This is a genomic window from Peptoniphilus timonensis JC401 (genome assembly GCF_000312025.1).
GTDB classification, from domain to species: Bacteria; Bacillota; Clostridia; order Tissierellales; family Peptoniphilaceae; genus Peptoniphilus_A; species Peptoniphilus_A timonensis.
Genome location: NZ_HE978597.1, coordinates 59,072 through 74,780, shown reverse-complemented (window position 1 = coordinate 74,780; position 15,709 = coordinate 59,072). Strand labels below are relative to the sequence as shown.

Genomic DNA, 15,709 nt, shown 5'->3' with positions numbered 1-15,709 from the left:
AATTAGCTTATTTTCAGGTGCAGGAGGTTTAGATCTTGGCTTTAAAAAAGCAGGATTTAATATAAGTGTTGCAAATGAATTTGATAAAACTATATGGAAAACTTTTGAAAAAAATCATAATACTAGACTTTTAAAAGGTGATATTTCTAAAATTCCGTCTGATGATTTCCCAAAATGTGATGGAATAATTGGAGGACCTCCTTGTCAGTCTTGGAGTGAGGCAGGAGCATTAAAGGGAATTGATGACCCTAGAGGGCAATTATTCTTTGAATATATAAGAGTATTAAAAGATAAAAAGCCTAAGTTTTTTTTAGCTGAAAATGTTAAAGGTATGATGGCTAAAAGACATAATGAAGCTGTGGAAAATATAGTTTCTCAATTTGAAGATGCTGGTTATGATGTATTTATTCATTTATTAAACGCAAGTGATTATGGTGTACCACAAGATAGAAAAAGAGTTTTTTATGTTGGTTTTCGCAAAGATTTAGGTGTAGTTTTTAATAATCCACCAGAGCCTTATGATTATAAATTAACCTTAAAAGATGCTATTTATGATTTAAGAAATAATGTGATTCCTGCTAGAGATAAAAATAAAACAAATGGCGATAAATGTAAATATCCTAACCATGAATATTTTATAGGCAGTTTTTCACCTATTTTTATGAGCAGGAATAGAGTAAGAGGATGGAATGAACAGGCCTTTACAGTACAAGCTTCTGGTAGGCAATGCCAATTGCACCCACAAGCTCCTAAAATGATAAAGGTAGAAAAAAATAAGCAAGAATTTGTAAAAGGGAAAGAAAATTTATACAGAAGATTATCTGTAAGAGAATGTGCAAGAATACAAGGATTTCCAGACGACTTTAAATTCTATTATGATGGTTTAAATAATGGATATAAAATGATTGGTAATGCAGTTCCTATTAATTTGGCCTACGAAATTGCTAAATCAATTAAAAACCTTTTGGAAAATTGTTAATATTTTTTTTGATTAAGGTATTTGTTATAAAAGATTTTAAAATAAGGAGAATTGATTATGGATAGAAAAGTAGAATATATCGAAATACTAACTGAAAAATTAAATATTAGCGAGTTTTTAGCTGATGATTTTTTAAATGCTTATGAATCATTTTATGAAAATACATTTAATAAAGAATTTAATGAAGTTTTAGATTTAAATAATTTAACCGATTTTGAAATTTTTAAGGTTCTATTAAAAGACGAAGGAGTTTTTTATTCCATAACCCTTGATTTGAGTGATCTTTTATTAAGAAGCTATGTTGGGGATAAGCTGGTCGATACAGAGTTCTTTGAATCTTTTGAAGAATTGATTGATTTTCTTTATGTATCTGATTATGAAGCAATGATGGATTATAACAGCAAAATTAGTGAAGAAATACAAAAACAATCCAAAAAATAATTTTTAAATCATAAAATTTTTAAAAATTAAGGTATATATTATATGACCGATGTATTCCTTTTTATAATATTTTTAACATCGGTCGGATTTTCTTTTTTTATCCTTGAAGACCCCTATATTATAATTATAGGGGTCTTCTTTTTTTACCAATTTTCAAAAACTGTAAATTTCTACTCTTGGATTAAGGTATATCTTATCCAAGAGTAGAAAATATTGATTTAAAAAATATAATAATAAAATATGATTTCTCCAACTATAATATTCCGACTAAAATATAAACTATAAATAAAGATTATTTATTTATCTGTAAGTTAAATTCTTACTATCTAAAACATTTAACTTTTATTAAAACAAATTATTTATTTCATGAAATCAAATAATCTAAAATTTTAATTAGGCAAATACACAAACATAAATATCAGTTTTCTACTCTTTAAATAAATTAAACCCTTGTAGTAAATAATTCTACAAGGGTTTTTAATATATTTTTTTTAGTTTTTAAGTTATTTATTAATTACAAAGATAAATGTGAGGTGTAAATATTATGACAAAAGATTTAATTAATATTGAAGATGTGGAAATCACAGAAGAAAAATATGAAGAAAGAAAGCCTTGGAAAATAGAAAATTTAGGTGGAGCTGATTGGTGTTTTAGGAAAATTAAAGAAGTTGAAGATAATATTGACGAACAAATAAAATATGCTAAAGCTGAAATTGAAAGATATGAAGAATATATAAATAAACTAGAAAAAGAAAAAGAAGATAAAACTAATTTTTTCAAATATAAACTTCAAGAATATCTAATAGAAAGGCAAAAAGAAGATCCAAATTTTAAATTAAAGACAATGGTAGGTACTGCTAATTTTAAAAATAAAACAACTTGGGATTATGGTAACGAAAATAAACTTATCGAATTTTTAGAAAACCATGATTTAAAAGATTTTGTAAGGGTTAAAGAAAGTAAGGAGATAAATAAGTCTGAACTTAAAAAGAATTTGGTGGTATTAGAAGATGGTATAGTTACAGATTCTAACGGTCAAATTATTGAAGGAATAATGGTAAATAAGGAAAAAGAATTTTTTATAAAGATTAATTAAATAGAGTTAGAGGTATGAAATGTTTAAAGGAATAAAAAAATTTTATAGAAAAGTAAGAAAATGGTACAGAAAAGGTATCAAGGCAAAGAGGTTATATGTAAAAATATCCTTATTAATGGGTACATTGGCTGTCTTTTTGCCAATTATAACAAAGGTAATTAACAGAGTGTTTGCTTTTGTGAAATAGAATAATATTTGGAATACTGTTGTTTTTGGTTTTAAACAACAGTATTCTTTTTGTTTAAATATATTTTTTCTTTATTTTAAGTTACTTATTATCTAAGAATAATAGAGAGGAGCAATGATTGTGTTAACGAAGAAACTAACTGTTGGCGAAATTTTAAAAAAAGAAAATATAAAAATTGTTGAAAATTCTCATTATGTGCTAACCTATGGAGAAATTGATCCATATTCAGTGGATTTAGATTTTGACTATGGAAATTATAAAAGTTAAAAAACTACAAAGCAAACTATCAAATATAGAAATAGACTTTTCAGTTTATAAGGATAATAAACTTGTATTGGATTGTGTATCTGATAGTAAAATTAGAAAATATATTGAAAAAATTGTTAAACCTTATAAGGGTTACAGATATTGAGGTGCTAAAATGCTAGAAAAATATAAGGAAAATATAATCAAGGGAATAGAATTTGAAAAAAATAACAAATTTTTTAAAGAATATGATGAGGAGTGTGTTGTTGGTTTATTAACGGATATTATAAGACAAGGTATTTCTTCTGACGAAGTTATTCTTGCTAAAAGAAAATTAAGACCTTGTTTAGCATTACTAACTATTGTAGACAAGAATTTAGATTATAGGTTATTAGTTGAAAAAACAGATAATACTAAAGAAAAGATAGATTTAGTTTACTTTTCTATAAACACGTTATCCTTAATTAGAGAAAAAAGTTATAAGGTGGCTTTTATAAATATTCTTCAAATGCTTTATTCTTTAGGATTAGATGATGATAATCTTTTGTTTTCTAATTTTGAAGATAATGTTCTTGAAGATTATATAGCAATTTGCGTTTATGATCCTTATCCGTATATAGACGCTAGTTTAGATTTATTGATAAATGCATTTTTTTATTCAGAAAATCGAGAGGAATTTAATAATGCCAATTTAGATGATAAGTTAACCTTTTCATGCGTAATATCTTCAGTTTCTTATGCTTATAAAATAACAGATAATTGCACAGATAGTATTACAGAAGTAAACGAACAAATCATTAAAGATTATTATCCACTTTTAACTAAACCTTTAAATATTATGATAGAAAAAAATTTAAAAAAGATAACAAAAGACATTATACACTTTTAAATTTATTTGGTAGAGATGTAGATGTTTCAGAATATCTTTATGCTTATTATTACAGAAATATTTGGTCTGTTTATGATTATCCTCCTACTTATGAGGAATTTGCAGAAAATAATTTAAGTTCAAAAGAATTTGTAGAAAGTTTAACTGATAAAATTATATAATTTGTGTTTTAATTATTGGTGTATTCCAGAAGAAATATTTAATATATTTTTGAATGGTCTACATGACAAATTATCCTTGTGAGTAATCGCAGGGATTTTTTTAATTTTCTATATAATTTTTTTCTGTATTAAGTTATTTCATATTTAGAAAATATAAAAGGAGAATTAATATGGATCATATATTATGGGTTATTTTTGGAATAAGTGTAACAAGTATAATTATATCTGGCATTTGTCTTTATGTTAATCTACATATTTCTAAAAGCATTGAAGAAGATAGAAGTTTAGATTTAGAGAAAACTCAAAACTAATAGAAATTAATAGTAAATAGGTGATTACATGAAAACTAAAAATATTTTTTATAATTTGTATCAAATATTAATTGAAAATTTTAGAAAGTATGTGTATTTAGTCGTTCCGTTAATATTTTTTGGAATTTTAAAAATTCTTAATTTTAATATTATTTTTAATATTGATGAGTATTTTAGAGAGTTTTATTTTTTTAATATTTTATTAATTTGTTTGTTATTTTTTTATTATTTAAAATTAAAAAAATTGCCTCAAAACAAGTTTTTGCAATTATTGAAATCTAGTGGATATATGAGAGTAATTAATAAAACAATATTTTTTGGGATGTTTTTGTTAATTACAACAATCATACTAAGTTTGTTATATGGAAATTGTGAATTTATTGTTTATATATTATTATTTGGAGTTTTAGAGGTGGTAGTCAGCAGTTTTCATTTTTATAAAATTTTAAAATATTATTATAAATCTAAGTAAGTAAAATAGGAGGGTTATATGTTAATCAATGTTAAAAATTTTGTAGAAAACACAGATTTTAAAAGTTTTTTAGATGATATTTTTGGAGAGGTGGGTTTTTATTATATTGATTTTGTTTTTGACGAAATGGAAAATACAAAAAGTTTTTATTTAAAAATATTTTTAAATAGTAAAATTAAGATTGAGAATTTTAATTATATTAAATTCTTAAATCACTCAAAAGATTTTGAAAAAATAATAAGTAAATTTTCACATAATGATAGATATGGAGAAATGCTAATTCCCAAATATAAGATAGAGGTTCATTATTCTAAAGATAATACTTTAAATAGTGATGATTTTTATGATGATGCCTGGGATGAATATCCTTTTAACATTTTTTCAAGTGAAGTTTTAAATGGTATAGACTCTTTATATATTAGTGCTGAAGAAGAGAAGGAAGAATATATTCTAAATATTGCTTCAGAAGGCAATATTTATGAAGATTTCAATTCTTTTTACGATATTACTGGAACATTAAGGTTTGTAAATGACAGATATCAAGCAATCAGTTTTTATAAAGAAGAAAATTTAGGAAAGGTTATACCTAAAAAACAAAAATACTTCTTGCCGATTTATCAAAAAAAACAGAGGGTTTGTTTGGTGTTGTAATTCCTCACGAAAAAGTGCTTGCATCTAAAAATGAATACGAAGAGTTTTTAACAAATTTAAAAAATTATGTAAATAAGGATAATATAAAAAATATTTTTAAAGATCTTTTAAAAAATGCTTTTAATTATACTATAAGCCCTTATTTGGTGTATAACGAACAAGAAGGCTTAGAAGTTAGGTATTATATCGAAGGATATAATTTTAATTGGAACTCTATAAATAGAGAGGTTTTAAAAGATAAAGGTAATATTAACGCTTCTAGTTATATGCTAGATAAAAGTGAAATGGGATATTTAAACAGAGATTCTTATCATAGAAATGAAATTTTGTCAGGTATTGTTAATTTATATGGAGATGTTTTATTAGAAACATTAGATGAATGTATAAATTTCGGAGAACAAATGAAATATGGTAGAAAGAATTTTTTCAATATGTTTAGATAAAGGCTTAATAAAAGATATTGTAGTTGTTGGGGATTATTCATATTTTGTGAATAAGAATAAGGAAGTAATTGTTTCAATTAAAAACAAATCTCTTAAAGATCAAAATCTTTTCATGAAAGAAGTAAACAGTATTATTTTGTCTTTAAATTAAATTATTTTGAAAGGAAAGATGTTTTTGAGAGTATTAATGTCGATTAAGCCAGAATATGTTGAGAAAATATTTAATGGAAATAAAAAATTTGAATATAGAAAGACTATTTTTACAAATCTTAATGTTAAAACGATTGTAATATATGCAACAAGACCTTGTGGAAAGGTTGTTGGTGAGTTTAATATTAAAAATATTTTTTGCAATAATCCTGAAATTCTTTGGAAGAATACTAAAGATTATTCTGGAGTTAGTAAGAAATATTTTAACAAGTATTTTGAAGGAAGAGAAAGGGGGTTCGCAATAGAAATTGGAGAAATTATTAAGTATGACGAGCCTTTAACTTTAAAAGAATTTAATGGAAAAATAAAAACTCCTCCACAATCTTTTTTCTACATCAAATAGTTTATTTAGTACCTTTGCAGGTGCTTTTTAATTGGCAAAAATAAAAAACACAAAAATACTTTTAGATTTTAGTTTACAATTTTAAAGAAGTTATCTGTAATATTGTGTTTTTGTTTTCTATATAATCTCATCTTCTTTTAAGCTATTTATTAATTGTAAGAGATAACAAGAAATAATAACAAAAAGGAGTAAATATTATGCGTAAAATAGCTGTGTTAGGAAAATGTGGAGCAGGTAAAGATACATTTAGCGATTATTTAGTTAATAAACACAACTTTGAAAAAATATATTTTGCTGAACCACTTTACGAAATTTGTGAAAAATATTTTGGAATGAAATCAAAAAATAGAGAATTGCTTCAAGATGTTGGTGGTGCAATGAGGGGAGTTAATCCTAAAGTATTTGTAAATATTTTAGAAAATAAGATTAAGGAATTAGAAAAAGATTATGACATAGTTGTTTCTGATGTTAGGCAATTAAATGAATTTCAAATGTTAGAAGATAATATTAAAATTAATGAAGAATATATTGAAAGAATGGAAAATAATATTGCTGAAACAGGTTGCAACGAAGTTTTAAAAAATAATAAAGATATTATTCTCATAAATAATGATAAAAACAAAGACGAATTTTATAAAAGAATTAACGAAAATATAATAAATGCCTTAAAATAGGCATTTATTTCCGTAATTTGTAAACCAGATGAAAAAATCTTTTATTTATAATTTGAATTTTTTAAATATGGGAGTAAATTTTACTAATATAACTTACAAATACAAATAATTTTTTATAATATTTTTTGTATTTTATAATAAAACATAGAACAAAAATTCGGAATATATGTTTACATTTTAAATAAAATGAACTATAATTTAAACATACATTTAAAAGGAGAAAATTAATATGAAAGAAAAACCAAGAGTTTCATTTTTAAATCATTCGATGTTAACTGAACTTCCTATACTAAAAGTTCAAGATAATGGTAGTACAAGTAAAACTATAAGGATTCTAGGCTCTAATTCGCACGATACATACATTTTAGGTAAAGATGGTGGTCTTCACTATTATAATCTACAATGTAGCGAAGGAACCGAATATGGTGGCTATGAGTTCGTTGTAGAAAAAGATCCTGATGGATATATGGATTGTTTTGAAACTGCTAATTTCCTTGAACTAATGGATATAGATGCCAAGCGACTTAATATTTTAGATGATGATGAATATATAAAGTTAAAAGAAGAGTTAGCAAAAGTCTTTGTAAAAGCCTTAGATAAAAAAGATCAAGAGTTTGAAGAATTAATTCAACAAATTATTAAGGATTATCAAGAATAAAAAAGGTTTTTCTCAATATTCAGTTTTATTCTTTTTTAAAGTATAACAAATGTGCAATAGAAATGACTTTGAACCTCCTTTTTTGTTTACGGCATTTCTTTTGCACTACTTCACAAAATTTTATTTTCCTCGTGTTAATTCACGAGGTCATTTTTTGATCTAAATTGGCAAAGTTACATAAAAGTCTTCGTTACATTCGCATTGTGTATTTTGTAAACTGGAAGCTGGAACTTAATATATTAATTTCAAATTTTAAGCTATTTATTAATTAGAAAAAAAACATATAAATAAGTGTTTTAAAAAAGTAAATGTAGTAAAATGTAGAAAAGGAGGAGATAGTATGGAATATATTTTTTTCAATAAAAATACACCAGTGTTTTCTTTTGAAATGATTCATGGAAAAGTTATAAAAATTTTAAAAATTTTCAATCCAGAGTTTAGACCTATCCAGGTACAATTCAACAAAAAACAGAATAAAATTGAAAAGAGTAGTTTCGAACATTTTCTAAAGGGAAGAAGAATTCCTGATACAAGACAAGATAAGGATAGACTTCTAGAAAATCTTAAAGGGAAATCTCTATATGAACTAAGTTTAGCTTATTATGGTCTATCTCTTTCAGATCAATATTGGATAAGAAATAAAAATGATAACATAGAATGGAAGGATATTAATTTTTTCCAAAACGAGTTTTCAGAAGATATGGGGTTATTTATGTTTGGTAAATCTAGTGGTTCGTTTTCGTTAAAAACCCCAAATAATACTTCAGATGGTTGGCTAAAAAAAGCTTGGATTTTAGAAAAAAACAAGAGAGTTCTTGTTAAAGGTTCATCAAGTCCTTTTTATCAAGAAGCATTTAATGAAAAAAATAGCCTATCAAATTTCAAAAATTCTAAAGATTAATCATGTAAAATATGAAATAAAAGAAATTGGAAATAAATCTTATTCAGTTTGTGAAAATTTTATTAACGAAAACACAGAACTTGTTCCAGTTAATGCGATTATTCAAAGTGTTCAAAAACCAAATCATTTATCCATGTATAATTTTGTAATAAATGAATTGGAAAAATTAGAAATTCATGATGCTAAGGAAAAAATTAATGAAATGCTATTTCTTGATTATATAATATTTAACGAAGATAGACATTTTAACAATTTTGGGTTTATAAGAAATGTGGAAACACTAAAGGCTGAAGGAATGGCTCCAATTTTCGATTCAGGAACTAGTCTATTTTATAATACACTTGATACAGCTATAAAATCTGCTAATCCAGAAGTTAAGCCTTTTTATGGGGAAAGAAAGAGACAATTTGAATTAATAAAAGGTTGTGTAAATAAAAAAATAGATATAGATAAAATTCAAAGAATAATTATTGATGTGCTTTCAGAAAGTCGTTATTTAGAAGAGTTTGCACCAAAAAGAAAAGATATAATATCAGAAAGGATAAAAAATAGTATTCTAGAAGTTTAATATTTTATCAACAAAAATCAGTAAGCACCTTTTTAGGTGCTTTTTTTAATATATTTTTAAGTTTTTTAAAAATTCTATATAATATTTCTTAATTTTAAGTTACTTATTAATTAGAGTAAGTAAACGAATTGTTTAAATAATTATTTTTAAAATAATGGGGGAAATTGTGAATTATGAAGCTAAAGAAGTAGCAAAATTTATTGTAAATTATTCTAACAGTAAGGGAAAGTTTGTAAATAATACTATGGTAAATATAATACTTTATTATCTTCAAGGGTTTTCTTATATTTGTTACAACGAACCTCTTTTTCAAGACGATTTTCAGGCTTGGGGATATGGCCCGAGAATCCCAGAAGTGTATACTCTTTTTTCCATGTTTGGACTAGAGAGAATAAGACCATATAATACTGTTTTGGATCTTATTTGTTACAAGAAAGTAGAAAACATTGATTACAGGGATGGGTTCAACGAAAGGATTGCTGACTTTTTAGAAGTTAACGTAACTAATCTTCTACAATATACTTCACAAGAACTTGTGGCATCCACTTGGAAGAAGGGAACGGCATGGGAGAAAATATACGAAGATGGAAGAAAAAATGTAATACCTAAATCTGTTATAAAAAAATATTTTATTTCTACAATGAAAGGGTGTTAAAATAATGGTTGAAATTTGGAACGACTATACAGACCAAGAGGATAGAGAAGAAATAAAAAAGACTTTAGAAGCCTTTAATAGGGTAATTAATGATTTACTAATGCTAAATGATCAGGAATATATTTGCAATATTCTTCAGTCTAGTTCTGCGATTAAAGAAAAATATAGAAAATTTATCAGAACTTATGGAGATTTAGCTGAACTTTCTATGGAGTTTGAAATTATGAGAAATATCCTTTTTGGATCAAACCTAGATTGGGAAGAAATAAGTAAAACTTTGTAAAAATTAGCATAATCAGGTGCTTTTTGTTGGATGACCTATGTCTATTAATTTTAAACTGGCAAGAAAAAATAAAAAACTATTCTAGGTTCTCTAAATTAGAACAAACCCAATATAAAGTGTTATTCTTTTAAGTTACTTATTATTTACAAGAAAGAAACAAATAATAAATAACAATAAGGAGATTTTGATTATGAAAAAATTTGATAATAAGAAAGAATATACAAAAATTGCTGAAAAATTAATTGAATTGTTAAAATCTGATGAAATAAATACAAGTGAATGGGTTAAGGGTTTTAAAGGTTTTTATAACCCTACAACTAATAAAGAATATACTGGTAAAAACATTGTAATTTTAATGCTATCTCAAATGCTTAACAATTATGAAGATAATAGGTTCTTAACTTTTAATCAAATTAAAAAGCTAGACCTAACTTTAAAAAAGGTTCAAAGGGTACTTGCTTAAATTACCTAAACACTTATAGAACAGATTTAAAGAGGAATTTAACAAGAGAAGAACTTTTAGACAGAGAATTAATTATAGAACTTGAAGATAAAAAACTGCTAAAGACTTATAAAAAATACTTCACAGTTTTCAATGGAGATGATATTGAAGGACTTGAAGAACAAAAAGCTATAACAATTAATATCAATAAAGATTTAGATTTAAATCAAATTGCAAAAAATGTAGGAGTTAATTTTGAAAATAAAACTATAAATACTGCACATTATAATTTAGATAAAGATTGTATTTATCTTCCTAACCTATATCAAGTTGAAACTTCTTTTGAAGATTACGCTTTAACTTTCTTTCACGAACTAACACACGCAACAGGAAGTGAAAATAGACTTAACAGAAAGTTAGGACAATATGGACTAGATGAAGAATTACATTCAACAGAAGAATTAGTCGCTGAAATGGGTTCTATAATTCTTGCAAGGTACTTCAATATAGAAGTAAATGAAGATTTATACAAAAACTTTCTAATCTATATAAAAAGTTGGTTAAACAACATTGAAGAAGATAAAAAGCTTGAAGTCTTAGCAGGTGCTATTGAAAAATCGGTACAAGCTACTACTTATATAATTAACAAAAATAGGGAAGTTGAAGTAGAAAAGGTTGCCTAAAGGTAGCCTTTTTCTTAATTTTAAATTGGCAAGGATCATATAAAAAATAGTTTTAAGTTGTGTAATTTGTAAATTGGAAGCTGGAACTCAATATATTATGAATCCTTTTTAAGTTACTTGTTATTTACAAGAAAGAAACTAATAAGAGCAAAAAAGGAGCAATATTTATGAGTTATGAAAAATGCACAACTTTAGCAGTTAATACAAAAAAAGAAGAAATAAGGATTACTTCTTATTGTAGCAATGTTCAGCCACCTACACCATACAAATGGACTGTAGACGGAGAAAATCTTAGAGATAAGATTAAAAATCTTTTAGATATGTATATAGGTGGTTCATTATATCTTATGCCTTCAAATAATACTAATACAGCCTTTGCTTTAAGGTTAACTAGAGATTATTTTGAAGTTTTAACAAATGAAAAAATAAATTTTGGAGATTGTTCTTTTTATGATATGGTAAAGCCTTTTAAAAATTCCTTAAATAGTAATTCTTTTTCCCTTGCAATATCAAGAAAATTTAGCAGATATTTAAAAGGAAAAATTCAGAAGAAAAACCGAAACTTTAAAAAGCTTAAAGGCCTATAAAGATTATGTAGAAAGTTTTGAAAGTTATTATAATTTTTATAATAAAGAAATAGTTGAAAGATTAATTGATTTTTTCTTAAAGGTTTTAAATAAGGATTATAACAAAGTGTTTGATGAAAAAAGATTTACAACGTATTTAGAGTATGATGGAAGAGTTTATACAAGAATTAGGGTTAAGCCTACAAAATACGGACACAAATTTATAGAGGATTATGAGTATAAGAATTTAAAGGGTGCTTATTATTCTAATCTTGAAGCTTATGGGTTTACAACTAAGGTTCAAACTGATACTTGTGATGTTATGGAAAATCTTGAAGTTTTACAAATGATTTCAGGTATTTCTGATAATGAAAAAGAAAAATATCAAGAAGTTTATGCAAGTCTTGTGCAAAAATTAAAAAATAGTGAAGATAATATGTTAGAAGAAGTTAAAAATAATCAAAGGGAGTTGGCATAAGCCAGCTTTTTTTGTTACATACAAGTTTTGTAATTTGTAAACTGGAATTTAAAACTCAATATATTAATTTCAATTTTTAAGTTACTTATTAATTGTAAGAGAGAGAAACAATAAGGGGGATATGAAAAATGTTAAAAAAATTGTATTTTGTTGAAAAAGAATTTGAAAATGGCGAGCTTGATGTACCATTTCTTCTAACAAAAAATCAGCTAATGGAAATTGCAAGAGAGTATGATGAAGATATTGATGAAGAGGTCTTGATTGACGCTTTAACAAACACTTTTGGATATACAATTACAGAGGTAAAAACACTGGAGGATTTTTTCTGAAGTTTTTATTCGTTTAAAAGAAGGTTATATGAATTTTTAAAGGGGTTAAATATGAGAGATAAAGATTGTTATTGTCATGTTTGCGACAAAGAATTTAATTCTCTTGGAATTGCAAGACATAGAGCAATGCATAGAGATAAAAAAGAAGATTGTAAAATAACTTATAAGAATGGCGAAATTATTAATCATAGGTTTAACAAAAAAACAAAGAAAAAATAAATTATGAAACAATTAGATTTAACAAAACAAGAATTACTTGTTGAAGAACTTGTAGATGAATTAAAAGAACTTTATTCTCTGGAGGAACCCTTACCAGATATGGCAGAAGCAGAAAAATTCGAAGATTTACAAAAATACATTGACATGGTTGATTTGTTAGCTTCAAAGATTGACTATAACGAGTATATGTTTGAATATATGAAACTTGCTGGAGTTAATGAGGATAAGTTTGATGAATTTTTTCAAGATTTAGTTTTTAGTGAAGTCATTTAATAAGGAGGTGTTCTCTCCTTATTTTTAACTTGGCAGAAGATTAGAAAAAAATGAAAAAGTCTTTTTTAGGTATACAAATTACACAGATAGAACTCAATATATTACGAAGTCCTTTTAAGTTACTTATTATTTACAAGAGAGAAAGAAATAATAAAACAAAAAGGAGAGATTAATTATGACTTACGGAATTAATTTAGTAGATAATAAAGGGATTTTAACAGACTATATTGAAGAAATGGGTTTAGATAGAAAAAAAGCAGAAATTATTTCAAAGAATACTTCTATCGTTAGTGATGATTATATGGACTATCTAATTGAGGATTGTTTTACTGCAAGCGAAGATGAAATTCAATTTTTCTATGATGAAGATTTTTCTTCTGTTGTGGAATGCTTAAATCAAATATATGATGAAATCTTAGAAATTTTTCTTTCAAAATATGGAACAACTTCTCTATATTGCACAGATGAATTCAAGGGTTTAGCAATTTGGGTTTGTTAATTAAAAGGAGAATTAAATTATGAAAAATCAAGAAAGATTATTTAATAAAAAATTACAAGAAGTTAAATTTTTTTCTAAAACGCTCAAAATATTTTAAAACTTAGGGTATATATACTATACAAGCAATATTTTTTGGTTATTTTAGATGTTGCCTAGGGGTTCAAAAACCTGGATATAAATAAATATTTTTCTTTATTTTCCTCAAATCTTGAACTTCATAATTATTCCTGGAAAAGTCCTTATATTAACATAGGGGCTTTTTCTATTTATAAGGTTTGTAGTTTTGAAATATTTGCATTTAAAAGCAATTTTTGAAAAACGTCAAATTTTTTTTAAACTTAGGATATATATTATATGGCTGAAGATGTTCGGATGCCCTATAATATCTTCAGTTCAATATTTTTATGCATAATTTTTATAGAAATACCTCTTGTAAAAAAAAGAGTCCTGTGTCTTTAATTTATGGCACAGGATTTCTTTTGTTTGAATATAATATGTTTTTGCTTTAAGGTATATATTATTTACAAGGACAGGGGGAGTTTTCCTTTTTTGTTGTTCGGTAATATATAAATTTGTTTCTCAATACGTTTCCCTTGTCCTATATCCTATTCTTTATAGTATAGGATATTTTTTTATGTTTAGAGTTATGAGTTTGATCTTTAAATTGGACAAGAGATTAAATAAAAAACCATTACATTTGACTTGTGTAATTTGTAAACTTGTGACTGAAACTCAATATATTAATTTTAAATTTTAAGATACTTATTAATTGTAAGAAACAGAGAAATAAAAGAACAAAAGAAAAGGGGAATGATTATGTTTGGTTTTGAAATTACTGCTGATTTAAAGAAAAAGGTTGAAATGGATATTTTTAATTATATGGATAATAATTCATTTGATTATTCTTGTTCATTTTTAGAAAAAGAGTTCGGAATTACTTCTGATATGCTTTTTTACAGTGGAAAAGAAATACCAATAGCTTTTAATGAAGATACAGATATTGAAAAAACTGATTATATAATGATGGTGACTAAGAGTAAATTTTATGGTCATTACATGGAATACTATATATATTTCTTTAATGAAGATGAAATACCTAGAATGTGCGAACTTGAAAAGTCTTTTAGTGAAGATGAGATTAAATTCATGGAAATTGAAGAAGATTATTACGATGAGTTAGAAATGGCTTAAATCTAAACACCCAATTAGTTGGGTGTTTAGATTGGCAAAGGAAAAAAGGTAAACGACCTTTTCTCTTTGGGTTACAAATTACAAAGTATTTTTTTCTATGTAATAGTTTCTTCTTTTAAGTCATTTATTAGTTGTAAGAGAGAACAATAAAAGATACAAAAAGGAGAATGAATTATGCAAAGAGAAACACAAGTTAAAGAAGCAATAAAAAGAATGAATTTACTAAACATCTTCAAACCTACTATAAAAGAATTTGAAGATGAGGGAAAAATTTCAAAATCTATAATGGGTGGTCTTTATTGGCTAGATGATGAAGATATAAAAAGGGTTAAGGAATTTGAAGAAAAATTTAATGCTGTTGTATACAATGTAATTGAATGTGATACTGAATTTGGTAGATTACAAAATCTTTTATATGTATCAGAAAATCAAGAAGAATGGGAATACGACATACAAGATATAAAAGATGGAATGGTTTTTTCTTATGTATATAATCTTGATGTGCCAGATTTTTCAGAATTTGGAAGTATTGGAATTAGAAATTTTGATGGTGGACTTTTAAGGGTTGCTTAATAGGGGGATAATACCCCTTATTTTTTATATTTTAAATTGACAAAAAAATTAATAGAAATTAAACAGTATCAGTAAATATACAACGTTACTTTTGATTTTTTAAACTTGTAAACTGGAGATTAAAACCCAATATATTAATTTGAGATTTTAAGATACTTATTATTTGTAAGAAAGAAATAATAAAATATAAAACACAAAGGAGATATGATTATGAATAATGCAAGTTTAGTAGGTAGAATAGTTAGAGATTTAGAACTTAGATATACTCAAAATGGTAAAGCTTTTACT

General features: G+C 25.1%; 27 protein-coding genes. All 27 read left to right on the top strand.

Going from position 1 to position 15,709, the window contains the following annotated elements; all coding sequences use genetic code 11:
* Position 1 precedes the first annotated feature (1 nt).
* Complete coding sequence (locus HGPT_RS07870) at positions 2 to 979, top strand: DNA cytosine methyltransferase (RefSeq protein WP_245544199.1); 978 nt, start codon at positions 2 to 4, stop codon at positions 977 to 979.
* 57 nt (positions 980 to 1,036) lie between these two features.
* Entirely contained in the window at positions 1,037 to 1,420 is a 384-nt protein-coding gene (locus tag HGPT_RS07865; RefSeq protein ID WP_019139299.1) for a hypothetical protein, read from the top strand.
* 544 nt (positions 1,421 to 1,964) lie between these two features.
* The gene (locus HGPT_RS07860; RefSeq protein WP_019139298.1) at positions 1,965 to 2,516 is read left to right on the top strand and encodes a host-nuclease inhibitor Gam family protein; all 552 of its coding nucleotides are present in this window, start codon (positions 1,965 to 1,967) and stop codon (positions 2,514 to 2,516) included.
* Between the two features lie 307 nt (positions 2,517 to 2,823).
* Positions 2,824 to 2,970 carry a hypothetical protein gene (locus HGPT_RS09100; RefSeq protein WP_155799252.1) on the top strand — a complete coding sequence of 49 codons (147 nt, stop codon included), beginning with the start codon at positions 2,824 to 2,826 and terminating at the stop codon, positions 2,968 to 2,970.
* Positions 2,945 to 3,115: a hypothetical protein gene (locus tag HGPT_RS09320; protein WP_019139295.1), complete on the top strand. Its 171-nt coding sequence runs from the start codon at positions 2,945 to 2,947 to the stop codon at positions 3,113 to 3,115. Before HGPT_RS09100 ends, HGPT_RS09320 begins: the two co-directional genes overlap by 26 nt.
* Before the next feature lie 9 nt (positions 3,116 to 3,124).
* Positions 3,125 to 3,838: a hypothetical protein gene (locus HGPT_RS07855; protein ID WP_019139294.1), complete on the top strand. Its 714-nt coding sequence runs from the start codon at positions 3,125 to 3,127 to the stop codon at positions 3,836 to 3,838.
* A gap of 331 nt (positions 3,839 to 4,169) precedes the next feature.
* Entirely contained in the window at positions 4,170 to 4,310 is a 141-nt protein-coding gene (locus tag HGPT_RS09095) for a hypothetical protein (protein WP_019139293.1), read from the top strand.
* 28 nt (positions 4,311 to 4,338) lie between these two features.
* Positions 4,339 to 4,782: a hypothetical protein gene (locus HGPT_RS07850; protein WP_019139292.1), complete on the top strand. Its 444-nt coding sequence runs from the start codon at positions 4,339 to 4,341 to the stop codon at positions 4,780 to 4,782.
* 18 nt (positions 4,783 to 4,800) lie between these two features.
* Positions 4,801 to 5,433: a hypothetical protein gene (locus HGPT_RS07845; protein ID WP_019139291.1), complete on the top strand. Its 633-nt coding sequence runs from the start codon at positions 4,801 to 4,803 to the stop codon at positions 5,431 to 5,433.
* Positions 5,418 to 5,876, top strand: coding sequence for a hypothetical protein (locus HGPT_RS07840; RefSeq protein ID WP_019139290.1), 459 nt, complete (start codon positions 5,418 to 5,420; stop codon positions 5,874 to 5,876). The genes HGPT_RS07845 and HGPT_RS07840 overlap by 16 nt, the downstream gene beginning before the upstream one ends.
* A gap of 175 nt (positions 5,877 to 6,051) precedes the next feature.
* Positions 6,052 to 6,429, top strand: a complete 378-nt coding sequence (locus HGPT_RS07830) for an ASCH domain-containing protein (RefSeq protein ID WP_019139288.1) — start codon at positions 6,052 to 6,054, stop codon at positions 6,427 to 6,429.
* 197 nt (positions 6,430 to 6,626) lie between these two features.
* Positions 6,627 to 7,103, top strand: coding sequence for a glycosyltransferase family protein (locus tag HGPT_RS07825; RefSeq protein ID WP_019139287.1), 477 nt, complete (start codon positions 6,627 to 6,629; stop codon positions 7,101 to 7,103).
* Between the two features lie 229 nt (positions 7,104 to 7,332).
* On the top strand, positions 7,333 to 7,761 hold the full coding sequence (locus HGPT_RS07820; protein WP_019139286.1) for a hypothetical protein: 429 nt from the start codon (positions 7,333 to 7,335) through the stop codon (positions 7,759 to 7,761).
* Positions 7,762 to 8,101: 340 nt separating this feature from the next.
* A complete protein-coding gene (locus HGPT_RS10205; RefSeq protein WP_245544198.1) occupies positions 8,102 to 8,662 on the top strand; it encodes a hypothetical protein in 561 nt (186 codons plus the stop codon).
* On the top strand, positions 8,619 to 9,230 hold the full coding sequence (locus HGPT_RS10200) for a HipA domain-containing protein (RefSeq protein WP_245544197.1): 612 nt from the start codon (positions 8,619 to 8,621) through the stop codon (positions 9,228 to 9,230). The genes HGPT_RS10205 and HGPT_RS10200 overlap by 44 nt, the downstream gene beginning before the upstream one ends.
* A gap of 166 nt (positions 9,231 to 9,396) precedes the next feature.
* Positions 9,397 to 9,885 carry a Panacea domain-containing protein gene (locus tag HGPT_RS08770; RefSeq protein ID WP_019139285.1) on the top strand — a complete coding sequence of 163 codons (489 nt, stop codon included), beginning with the start codon at positions 9,397 to 9,399 and terminating at the stop codon, positions 9,883 to 9,885.
* Between the two features lie 4 nt (positions 9,886 to 9,889).
* Positions 9,890 to 10,168: a hypothetical protein gene (locus HGPT_RS07805; RefSeq protein ID WP_019139284.1), complete on the top strand. Its 279-nt coding sequence runs from the start codon at positions 9,890 to 9,892 to the stop codon at positions 10,166 to 10,168.
* A gap of 190 nt (positions 10,169 to 10,358) precedes the next feature.
* Positions 10,359 to 10,631: an ArdC-like ssDNA-binding domain-containing protein gene (locus tag HGPT_RS07800; RefSeq protein ID WP_019139283.1), complete on the top strand. Its 273-nt coding sequence runs from the start codon at positions 10,359 to 10,361 to the stop codon at positions 10,629 to 10,631.
* 71 nt (positions 10,632 to 10,702) lie between these two features.
* Entirely contained in the window at positions 10,703 to 11,293 is a 591-nt protein-coding gene (locus HGPT_RS09230; RefSeq protein WP_172633962.1) for a zincin-like metallopeptidase domain-containing protein, read from the top strand.
* Between the two features lie 167 nt (positions 11,294 to 11,460).
* A complete protein-coding gene (locus HGPT_RS07790; RefSeq protein ID WP_019139281.1) occupies positions 11,461 to 11,880 on the top strand; it encodes a hypothetical protein in 420 nt (139 codons plus the stop codon).
* A 106-nt stretch (positions 11,881 to 11,986) separates the two neighbouring features.
* Entirely contained in the window at positions 11,987 to 12,337 is a 351-nt protein-coding gene (locus tag HGPT_RS07785) for a hypothetical protein (RefSeq protein ID WP_019139280.1), read from the top strand.
* Between the two features lie 128 nt (positions 12,338 to 12,465).
* Positions 12,466 to 12,666: a hypothetical protein gene (locus tag HGPT_RS07780; protein WP_019139279.1), complete on the top strand. Its 201-nt coding sequence runs from the start codon at positions 12,466 to 12,468 to the stop codon at positions 12,664 to 12,666.
* Between the two features lie 51 nt (positions 12,667 to 12,717).
* A complete protein-coding gene (locus HGPT_RS09090) occupies positions 12,718 to 12,885 on the top strand; it encodes a hypothetical protein (protein WP_019139278.1) in 168 nt (55 codons plus the stop codon).
* Between the two features lie 3 nt (positions 12,886 to 12,888).
* Positions 12,889 to 13,158, top strand: coding sequence for a hypothetical protein (locus tag HGPT_RS07775; RefSeq protein ID WP_019139277.1), 270 nt, complete (start codon positions 12,889 to 12,891; stop codon positions 13,156 to 13,158).
* A 175-nt stretch (positions 13,159 to 13,333) separates the two neighbouring features.
* Positions 13,334 to 13,657, top strand: a complete 324-nt coding sequence (locus HGPT_RS07770) for a hypothetical protein (RefSeq protein ID WP_019139276.1) — start codon at positions 13,334 to 13,336, stop codon at positions 13,655 to 13,657.
* Between the two features lie 816 nt (positions 13,658 to 14,473).
* Positions 14,474 to 14,848 carry a hypothetical protein gene (locus HGPT_RS07765; protein ID WP_019139275.1) on the top strand — a complete coding sequence of 125 codons (375 nt, stop codon included), beginning with the start codon at positions 14,474 to 14,476 and terminating at the stop codon, positions 14,846 to 14,848.
* A 174-nt stretch (positions 14,849 to 15,022) separates the two neighbouring features.
* The gene (locus HGPT_RS07760) at positions 15,023 to 15,421 is read left to right on the top strand and encodes a hypothetical protein (protein ID WP_019139274.1); all 399 of its coding nucleotides are present in this window, start codon (positions 15,023 to 15,025) and stop codon (positions 15,419 to 15,421) included.
* The last annotated feature ends 288 nt before the right edge of the window (positions 15,422 to 15,709 follow it).

Coding starts and splice junctions, on each gene's coding strand:
- HGPT_RS09095 (WP_019139293.1), top strand. CDS start 4,170: ATGGATCATATATTATGGGTTATTTTTGGAATAAGTGTAACAAGTATA.
- HGPT_RS07800 (WP_019139283.1), top strand. CDS start 10,359: ATGAAAAAATTTGATAATAAGAAAGAATATACAAAAATTGCTGAAAAA.
- HGPT_RS07760 (WP_019139274.1), top strand. CDS start 15,023: ATGCAAAGAGAAACACAAGTTAAAGAAGCAATAAAAAGAATGAATTTA.
- HGPT_RS07845 (WP_019139291.1), top strand. CDS start 4,801: ATGTTAATCAATGTTAAAAATTTTGTAGAAAACACAGATTTTAAAAGT.
- HGPT_RS07770 (WP_019139276.1), top strand. CDS start 13,334: ATGACTTACGGAATTAATTTAGTAGATAATAAAGGGATTTTAACAGAC.
- HGPT_RS10205 (WP_245544198.1), top strand. CDS start 8,102: ATGGAATATATTTTTTTCAATAAAAATACACCAGTGTTTTCTTTTGAA.
- HGPT_RS07820 (WP_019139286.1), top strand. CDS start 7,333: ATGAAAGAAAAACCAAGAGTTTCATTTTTAAATCATTCGATGTTAACT.
- HGPT_RS07775 (WP_019139277.1), top strand. CDS start 12,889: ATGAAACAATTAGATTTAACAAAACAAGAATTACTTGTTGAAGAACTT.
- HGPT_RS09090 (WP_019139278.1), top strand. CDS start 12,718: ATGAGAGATAAAGATTGTTATTGTCATGTTTGCGACAAAGAATTTAAT.
- HGPT_RS07865 (WP_019139299.1), top strand. CDS start 1,037: ATGGATAGAAAAGTAGAATATATCGAAATACTAACTGAAAAATTAAAT.
- HGPT_RS07805 (WP_019139284.1), top strand. CDS start 9,890: ATGGTTGAAATTTGGAACGACTATACAGACCAAGAGGATAGAGAAGAA.
- HGPT_RS07765 (WP_019139275.1), top strand. CDS start 14,474: ATGTTTGGTTTTGAAATTACTGCTGATTTAAAGAAAAAGGTTGAAATG.
- HGPT_RS07825 (WP_019139287.1), top strand. CDS start 6,627: ATGCGTAAAATAGCTGTGTTAGGAAAATGTGGAGCAGGTAAAGATACA.
- HGPT_RS07860 (WP_019139298.1), top strand. CDS start 1,965: ATGACAAAAGATTTAATTAATATTGAAGATGTGGAAATCACAGAAGAA.
- HGPT_RS07850 (WP_019139292.1), top strand. CDS start 4,339: ATGAAAACTAAAAATATTTTTTATAATTTGTATCAAATATTAATTGAA.
- HGPT_RS07780 (WP_019139279.1), top strand. CDS start 12,466: ATGTTAAAAAAATTGTATTTTGTTGAAAAAGAATTTGAAAATGGCGAG.
- HGPT_RS07855 (WP_019139294.1), top strand. CDS start 3,125: ATGCTAGAAAAATATAAGGAAAATATAATCAAGGGAATAGAATTTGAA.
- HGPT_RS10200 (WP_245544197.1), top strand. CDS start 8,619: ATGAAAAAAATAGCCTATCAAATTTCAAAAATTCTAAAGATTAATCAT.
- HGPT_RS07790 (WP_019139281.1), top strand. CDS start 11,461: ATGAGTTATGAAAAATGCACAACTTTAGCAGTTAATACAAAAAAAGAA.